We start from the raw sequence: 7,929 nt of genomic DNA, 5'->3' as shown, positions 1-7,929 counted from the left end.
TCCGCCGCCAGCCCGTACAGCGACGGCAGCAGCATCCGCTGCGACAGGTCCCCGGTCGCGCCGAACAACAGCAGCTTCTCGCTCGGTGCCGTCACTCTGGGTTCTCCTCGTCGTCCGGCGGTCGCCGGGGAAGGTCATGCCGCCATCGTCACGGCCGTGGAACATGGTTGTAGCAAATCGATCGCGATGCGGTAGCCGCCGTGTCGCATTGCACCATTATTGCCGGGTCATCGTTGCAGCAAGGGGACGCCATGATGACGCAGGCCCTCGAAGGGGTTGAACGCCGCCTTGCCGTCCGGCTCGCCGATGGCGCGGCCGACGTGATCGCGGCGCAGCGGCTGCGCTACGACATCTTCTTCCGCGACATGGGCGCGCTGCCCGCGGCGAGCCCGGCGGACGCGGACCAGGGCCGCGACGTCGATCCGTACGACATGCTGTGCGACCATCTGCTGGTCGAGGACCATGCGCGTCCCGGCAGCCCGGTGGTCGGCACCTACCGGCTGCTCCGCCAGAGCGTCGCCGAGGCGCATGCCGGCTTCTATTCGGCGCACGAATTCGACCTGTCGGCGGTGATCGCGCATGGCCGGCGCGAGGGCGTCGAGCTGCTCGAGCTCGGCCGCTCCTGCGTCGATCCGGCCTATCGCGACGCGGGCACGATCCAGCTGCTGTGGCGCGGCATCGCCGACTATCTGCAGCGCCACCGCATCGGCCATATGTTCGGCTGCGCCAGCTTTCCCGGTACCGACCCGGCCCAGCATGCCGAGGGCCTGTCACTGCTCGCCCACAACCATATGGCGGTGCCGGAGCTGCGCGCCCGCGCGATCGGCGCGCACGCTATCCCACTCGGCGCGCTGCCGCTCGGCGGCTACGACCCGCGCATCGCCTCGCGCCGGCTGCCGCCGCTGATCAAGGCCTATCTGCGGGTCGGCGCCGAGGTCGGCGACGGCGCCTATGTCGACCACGCCTTCAACACGATCGACGTGTTCGTGCTGATGCCCGTCGCCCGAATCGCCGCCCGTTACGCCCAGCGCTTCGAGGTCGCGGCGTAACCTCCTCTCGGCCATGGCGGCAGAGGCCGACATGACGAAAGGCTGCCTTGGCCCATATTCCCATTGACGCCGCCGCCCCGGGATGGTCATCCGCCCCCGTCAACTTCCGGGAGGATCATCGTGCGGCATCTCCGTTTCCTGCTGACCGCGGCCTGTGTCGGGCTCATAGCCGGCCCAGCCTGGGCCGACGATGCGGCGGAGATCGTCGTCACCGGCCAGGGCCTGCCGCGATCGCCCGGCGATGCCGTCTTCGACGTGATCAGCATCGACCGCGCCCGGCTGGAGACGTCGGCGAGCGGGCGGATGGAGGACATCCTGCGCGACGCCGCCGGCTTCCAGCAGTTCCGCCGCTCCGACGCGCGGTCGGCACACCCGACCAGCCAGGGGGCGACGCTGCGCGGCCTCGGCGGCAACGCATCGACCCGCGCGCTGATCCTGCTCGACGGCGTGCCGATGGTCGATCCGTTCGGCGGCTGGGTGAGCTGGGCCGCCCTCGATCCGGCGCGGATCGGCCATGTCCGCGTCACCCGCGGCGGCGGCGGCAGCGTCTACGGCCCCGGCGCTCTGGCGGGGACGATCGAGCTGTCGAGCATGGGCCCCGATGAGGCGCATGCCGTCGATGCGAGCGTCGCCTATGGCAGCCGCGACTCGATCGACGCCGACGCGACGGTGACGGCGCGGCTTGGCGGCGGCTTCCTGATGCTGTCGGGCGGCCATGCGCAGGGCGACGGCTTCATCCCCGTCGTCGAGGAGGATCGCGGCCCGATCGACCGCGCCGCGCGCTATCGGCAGAGCCGCGCCGCCGCCCGCGCGGTAATCCCGGTCGGCGCGGAGACCGAGCTGCAGGCCAACGGCTCCTTCCTGCTCGACCGGCGCGACCGCGGCGTCCCCTTCACCGGCAACAGCAACCTCGCGGTCGACAGCTCGATCCGGCTGGTCGGGCGCGGCCGCTGGGGATGGGAGGCGACCGCCTGGCTCCAGCACCGCGAATTCTCCAGCGGCTTCGCCAGCATCGGCGCCGGCCGTGCGACCGTCAGCCAGTCGCTCGACCAGTACAACGTCCCCGCCAACGGCTTCGGCGGGCGGATCGAGCTGCGCCCGCCGCTCGGCGAGGGCGTCAACCTGCGGCTCGGCGGCGACGCCCGCCATGTCAGCGGCCGGACCGAGGAACGGGTCGTCTCGACCAACGCCAACCGGGTCGCGGGCGGCGAGCAGAATGTGTTCGGGGGCTTCGCCGAGCTGGCACTGCTGCCCGCGCCGGGGCTGACGCTGACCGCGAGCGGCCGGGTCGACCATTGGCAGCTCCGCGACGGCAAGCGCACCGAGATCAGCCGCACGACCGGTGCGCTGATCGCCGCCAACAGCGCGCGCTATCCCGACCGGTCGGGGACCGAGGCGACCGGCCGCGCCGGCATCGCCTGGAGCCCGCCGGGGGCGGCGGCGGTCACCCTGCGCGCGGCGGCCTATACGGGCTGGCGCCTGCCGACCCTCAACGAGCTCTACCGCCCGTTCCGCGCGGGCAGCGATTCGACGATCGCCAACCCGCTGCTCGATCCCGAGCGGGTCAAGGGAATCGAGGGCGGTGCCGAATATGCGCCGCTGCCCGGCTGGAAGCTGGGGGCGACGATCTTCTGGAACCGGCTCGACGACGCGATCTCGAACGTCACCATCGCGCCCAACACCCGCCAGCGCCAGAATGTCGACGCGATCCGCAGCCGCGGCATCGAGATCGACGGCATGGCGACGCTGGGCGAATGGCGCGCGATCGCCAGCTATTCGCACATCGATCCGCGCGTCCGCGCGTCCGGCGCGGCGACCGGCCTCGCCGGGCTGCGCCCCGCCCAGACGCCGCGCGACCAGGCGAGCGCCTCGATCGAGTGGAACCGCCCCGACACCGCCCGGATCGGCGTCACCGCGCGCTATGTCGCCGGCCAATTCGAGGACGACCAGAACAGCCGCCGCCTCGACGACGCGCTGACCTTCGACGCGGTCGCCGCGCTCGACCTCGGCCGCGGCTTCACCGCCGAGCTGCGCGGCGAGAACATCGCCAACAAGCGCGTCGAGGCGACCGTCGGCGCCGACGGCACCGTCGAACGCGCGACGCCCCGGACATTGTGGGTGGCGCTGCGGTACAGAAGGTAACTCCCCTTTCCTCCCCCTCCCTTGAAAGGGAGGGGGATTCGTGGGACGTCAGCCCCTTCTCGGAGGGGGCCCATCATCTCATGATCATCGACAGCGACGCCGTGCCGGCCACCCGTCCGCCTTTCTGGCGATCGCTCTATGCGCAGGTGCTGCTGGCGATCGTGCTGGGCGTGCTGCTCGGCTGGCTCGCGCCCGATATCGGGGCGCAGCTGAAGCCGCTCGGCGACGCGTTCATCAAGCTGGTCAAGATGATCATCGCCCCGGTGATCTTCCTGACCGTGGTGACCGGCATCGCCGGGCTCAGCCATCTCGGCGATCTCGGCCGGGTCGCGCTCAAGGCGTTCGGCTATTTCCTGGCGGTATCGACGCTGGCGCTGATCGTCGGCCTGTTCGTCGCCAATATCGTCCAGCCGGGCGCCGGGATGCACATCGCCGTCGCCGATCTCGATAGCAGCCACATCGCCGACTATGCCAAGGCGGCGCACGACCAGTCGCTGGTCGGCTTCCTGATGGCGATCATTCCCGACACGCTGCTGTCGGCGCTGGCCGAGGGCGAGATCCTGCAGGTGCTGTTCGTCGCGATCCTGTTCGGCATCGCGCTGTCGCTGGTCGGCGAGCGCGCCCAGCCGGTGACCGACCTGCTTGAACGGCTGGTGGCCGTCGTCTTCCGGCTGGTCGGCATCCTGATGAAGGCCGCCCCGATCGGCGCGTTCGGCGCGATGGCCTTCACCATCGGCAAGTTCGGGCTGGGCAGCCTCGCCAATCTCGGCGGGCTGGTGCTGTGCTTCTACCTGACCTCGATCGGCTTCGTCCTCGTCGTGCTCGGCATCATCGCGCGGATCGCGGGCTTCTCGATCCTGCGGCTGATCGCCTATCTCAAGGACGAACTGCTGCTGGTGCTCGGCACCTCCTCTTCGGAAAGCGCGCTGCCCAACCTGATGGCGAAGATGGAGGACGCCGGCTGCGCCAAGCCGATCGTCGGGCTGGTCGTGCCGACCGGCTATTCGTTCAACCTCGACGGCACCAACATCTACATGACGCTGGCGGCGCTGTTCATCGCCCAGGCCTGCGACGTCGACCTGTCGCTGGGCGAGCAGATCAGCCTGCTGCTGGTGGCGATGCTATCGTCGAAGGGCGCCGCCGGGGTGACCGGCGCGGGCTTCGTCACCCTCGCCGCGACGCTGTCGATCGTGCCGTCGGTGCCGGTCGCGGGGATGGCGCTGATCCTCGGCATCGACCGCTTCATGTCCGAATGCCGCAGCCTCACCAACTTCGTCGGCAATGCGGTGGCCACCGTCGTCGTCGCCCGCTGGGAAGGCCAGCTCGACCGCGAGAAGCTCAAGGCCGCGCTGGGCTAGGAATCCCGAGGCCGGCCTTTGACAGCCTTCCAATATGTTGATATCAACCTTTCTTATCCCACAGAGCGAGAGAGGAGTCCGTCATGCCGATCGACCAGAACGCCGCCATCGAGATCACCGGCTTCGCCTGGGTGCCCGATTTCGCACGCGGCTTCGTCCGCGACCTGCGGCCGCGCTGGGCCTGCGAGGAGGCGGGGCTCGGCTATCGCGAGCGGCTGATCGGCTTCGAGACGGCGAAGGGCGCGGACTATCGCCGTGAGCAGCCGTTCGGCCAGGTCCCCGCCTATCGCGACGAGGAAGTGCAGATGTTCGAGAGCGGCGCGATGGTGCTGCGCATCGCCGAGCGCAGCGAGCGGCTGATGCCGCGCACCGCACAGGGCCGCGCACGCGTGCTGACCTGGGTGACGGCGGCGCTCAACAGCGTCGAGCCCTTCGTCTTCGACCTCGTCGACATCGACACCTTCAACCCCGATGCCGAATGGGGCCGCCTGCGCCGCCCGCAGGTGATCGAGACGCTGCGCACGCGCCTCGCCGCACTCGCCGACTGGCTCGGCGACAAGGACTATCTGGAGAGCGGTTTCACCGCCGCCGACATCATCATGGCGACGGTGCTGCGCGAGGTGTCGGACGATGCGCTGATGGCCGAATTCCCAGCCCTCGCCGCCTATCGCGACCGCTGCACCGCGCGCCCGGCCTTCCAGGCGGCGCACGCCGCCCAGCTCGCCTCCTTCGCGGCGGAGCCGGCCGAACCGATGCCGGCCTGAACCGGCCGCTCAGGCGCCCCAGACCGTCTCGGCGTAGCGCAGGAAATTGGCACCGAGGATCTTCTCTATCCTGGCGCTGCCATAGCCCTTCGCCTGGAGCAGCCGGACAAGCTTGCGGAACTGGTCCGGCCCGCGCAGGTCGACGACGAAGGGGTAGGTGTCGGGCCGCTCGCCCGCCGCACTGATCCCGGCGGCGCGGCGCCCGGCGATCTCCTTGGCAAGCGCGGCCTCATAGCGCTTGAGGTCGTCGATCTGGGTGACGTCGCCGTCGGTGCCGATGCCGACATGATCCTCGCCGCAGACATTCACCGCATGATCGATATGCGCGACGACGTCCTCGGCGCGGGCATGGCCGGTCACGTTGAGGAAGGGCATGAAATAGATGCCGACGAAGCCGCCCCGCTCGGCCACCAGCCGCAGCTCGGCGTCGGTCTTGTTGCGCGGCAGGTCGACCAGTGCGCGGCAGCCCGTATGGTTGATCGAGATCGGCGCGCGCGAGGCGCGGGCCGCCTCCAGGCAGGTCCGCTCGCCGCTGTGCGACAGGTCGACCATCACCCGCAGATCGTTGAGCCGGGCGATCAGCTCCCGCCCGAACGGGGTGATGCCCCGATTCCCGGGCGCCATCGATCCGTCGCCGATCTGGTTGGCGGGATTGTAGGTGAGCTGAAAGATGCGCACGCCGAGATTCGCGAAGATGTCGGCGCGGCCGACGTCCTTGCCCATCATCGCGCCGTTCTGGAAACCGTAGATCAGCCCGACCTTGCCCTCCGCCCGGGCGCGGCGGATGTCGGCGGCGGTCAGTATCTTGACCAGGTCCCGGTCCTGCTCGCGCACCAGCCGGTCGGTCGCGGCGATGTCGCGCACGCTCGCCTCGAACGGATCGGCGGGGCCCGACACATAGCCGAGCGTGATGTTGACCGCGGTCAGCCCCGAGGCATGCGCCTCCGTCAGTACGCGCGGGCTGACGCGAGGGACCATCCCGTCACCGCGATCGTTGGGATCGCCGAGCCCGCCGAGCGCATTGACCACGATCCGGCCCTTCAACGGGTCGGCCGCAGCCGCGGCCAGCAGCGGACCCGGCAGGGCCGCCGTCGCCGCCGTCGCGGCGGCGAGCGTCAGGAATTCGCGTCGTTCAATCGTCATCGCCGTCCCCCATTTCCGCCTTTGTCGTCGGCCGATAGTCGCCGCGCGGATAGGCGCGGCCGCGTTTCACCACCGTCTCGATCGTCCGGATATTGCCGATGTCGGCGGCCGGATCGGCGGCCAGCACCAGGAAATTGGCAAGCTTGCCCGGCTCGATCGATCCCATCTCCGCCGCCTGCCCCGCCGCCTGCGCGCCGACCAGCGTCGCCGACCGGATCACCGCGAGCGGCGGCATGCCGACGTCGCGGGCGAGGAAGAAAAGCTCCTCATGCACGTCGGGCCAGTCGCTGCGATAGCCCCGGACGAAGTCGGTGCCGGTCGAGATCGGCACCCCCGCCTTCCACGCCTGCCGCGTCAGCCGGGTGGTCGCCGCGCCGCTGCAGCGCAGCCGCCGTTTCTCCGGATGCTGCTGCCGTGCCTTGTCGTACCGGACGAACAGGCTGCCGGTCGCATCGAGGATCGTGCCGCGCTTCAGCATCGCGCGGTACAGGCCGGCGATCACCGGATCATCGCCTTCGGGCGCGAGCAGCGCCTCGTTTACGGGGGTGCGGTCCTCATAGGCGGCGAGCATCACCGGCTCGACCTGATAGGCGAGGTAGCAGACATGGCTGACCGTGTCGGCACCGGCCGCGATCACATCGGCCGGGCGCGTCGGGAATACCGCGCTGTGCGCCCAGACCGGTATATTCTGGCGATGCGCCTCGGCCGTGATCGCCTTGACGAGGCGCGGCGGCAGGTCGGCATAGATCTTGATCGCGGTGGCCGAGGTGCCGCGCGCCAGCGTCACCGCGGTCCTGAGGTCGGTGCGGTCGTCGATCGCCTGCATCCAGGGCGCCTTGCCCGGCGTGACGCCCAGCGTCACCGCGAGCACGCGGGGGTCCTGGAAGAAGGGTGGGCCCGCCATCAGCGCGGTGTAATAGATATCGGGCGCGGCGATCTCCCCCGCCAGCGCGGCGCGGCCGAGTTCGGCCACCGGCCGCACGTCATCGGCCATGTCGCGCACCGCCGTCACCCCGCCATAGAGGTTGCGGCGCAGGATCGCGCGCGCCCTGGCGTCGTCGGGAGGCGTTGCGAGGTGGACATGGGTGTCGATCAGCCCCGGCATCACGAAGCGTCCCGACAGGTCGATGCGCTTCGCCCCCTCCGCCTGGGCGATCGTGCCGTGCGGCGCGACCGCGACGATCCGCTGCCCGCGCACGAGGATGTCCTGATGCGCGCGCGGCGGAGCGCCGGTGCCGTCGATGACGGTCGCGTCGGCATAGAGGCTGAGCGCTTCGTCGGCGTTCGCGGGTGGCGGCGCTGCTCCGACCAGCGACAGCAGGGCCAGCGATAGCAGCGCGATCCGGAAAGGCCGGTTCCTGGCAGATAGGGTCACGGGACGATGGCTAAGCCAGCGGGCCGGCTTTGACCAGCCGCGTCGACCCGCCGTTAACCATGTCTTAGCGGCTCGTCGGCCATGGCATCGGTGGATAT

General features: G+C 70.2%; 7 protein-coding genes. 4 read left to right on the top strand and 3 right to left on the bottom strand.

Annotated features, from left to right (window positions below; all coding sequences use genetic code 11):
- Positions 1-95 (bottom strand): hypothetical protein (locus tag B5X82_RS26395; protein ID WP_139385104.1); only part of this gene is annotated, 95 nt, incomplete at its 3' end.
- 156 nt (positions 96-251) lie between these two features.
- On the opposite strand from B5X82_RS26395, the gene B5X82_RS13915 reads away from it, so the two are divergent.
- The 4 genes from B5X82_RS13915 to B5X82_RS13900 all read left to right on the top strand — a co-directional run bounded on the left by B5X82_RS13915 (position 252) and on the right by B5X82_RS13900 (position 5,313).
- Positions 252-1,049 (top strand): GNAT family N-acetyltransferase, encoded by a 798-nt coding sequence (locus tag B5X82_RS13915; protein WP_079648748.1) that lies wholly within the window; start codon positions 252-254, stop codon positions 1,047-1,049.
- A gap of 120 nt (positions 1,050-1,169) precedes the next feature.
- Complete coding sequence (locus B5X82_RS13910) at positions 1,170-3,191, top strand: TonB-dependent receptor (RefSeq protein ID WP_176152558.1); 2,022 nt, start codon at positions 1,170-1,172, stop codon at positions 3,189-3,191.
- Between the two features lie 80 nt (positions 3,192-3,271).
- A complete protein-coding gene (locus B5X82_RS13905; RefSeq protein ID WP_079648747.1) occupies positions 3,272-4,549 on the top strand; it encodes a dicarboxylate/amino acid:cation symporter in 1,278 nt (425 codons plus the stop codon).
- A gap of 83 nt (positions 4,550-4,632) precedes the next feature.
- Positions 4,633-5,313 carry a glutathione S-transferase family protein gene (locus tag B5X82_RS13900; RefSeq protein WP_079648746.1) on the top strand — a complete coding sequence of 227 codons (681 nt, stop codon included), beginning with the start codon at positions 4,633-4,635 and terminating at the stop codon, positions 5,311-5,313.
- Positions 5,314-5,322: 9 nt separating this feature from the next.
- On the opposite strand, the gene B5X82_RS13895 is transcribed toward B5X82_RS13900, so the two are convergent.
- Positions 5,323-6,456, bottom strand: coding sequence for a dipeptidase (locus tag B5X82_RS13895; RefSeq protein WP_079648745.1), 1,134 nt, complete (start codon positions 6,454-6,456; stop codon positions 5,323-5,325).
- Positions 6,446-7,831, bottom strand: a complete 1,386-nt coding sequence (locus B5X82_RS13890; protein ID WP_377266666.1) for an amidohydrolase family protein — start codon at positions 7,829-7,831, stop codon at positions 6,446-6,448. Before B5X82_RS13890 ends, B5X82_RS13895 begins: the two co-directional genes overlap by 11 nt.
- Between the last annotated feature and the right edge of the window lie 98 nt (positions 7,832-7,929).

It is taken from the genome of Rhizorhabdus histidinilytica (assembly GCF_900167915.1).
GTDB classification, from domain to species: domain Bacteria; phylum Pseudomonadota; class Alphaproteobacteria; order Sphingomonadales; family Sphingomonadaceae; genus Rhizorhabdus; species Rhizorhabdus histidinilytica.
Note: the sequence above shows the minus strand (reverse complement) of the source record. Positions and strands in the feature narration are given on the sequence as shown.

Bases quoted from the DNA above. Each gene is read 5' to 3' on its own strand.
- B5X82_RS13915 (WP_079648748.1), top strand. From the start codon at position 252: ATGATGACGCAGGCCCTCGAAGGGGTTGAACGCCGCCTTGCCGTCCGG.
- B5X82_RS13905 (WP_079648747.1), top strand. From the start codon at position 3,272: ATGATCATCGACAGCGACGCCGTGCCGGCCACCCGTCCGCCTTTCTGG.
- B5X82_RS13900 (WP_079648746.1), top strand. From the start codon at position 4,633: ATGCCGATCGACCAGAACGCCGCCATCGAGATCACCGGCTTCGCCTGG.
- B5X82_RS13895 (WP_079648745.1), bottom strand. From the start codon at position 6,456: ATGACGATTGAACGACGCGAATTCCTGACGCTCGCCGCCGCGACGGCG.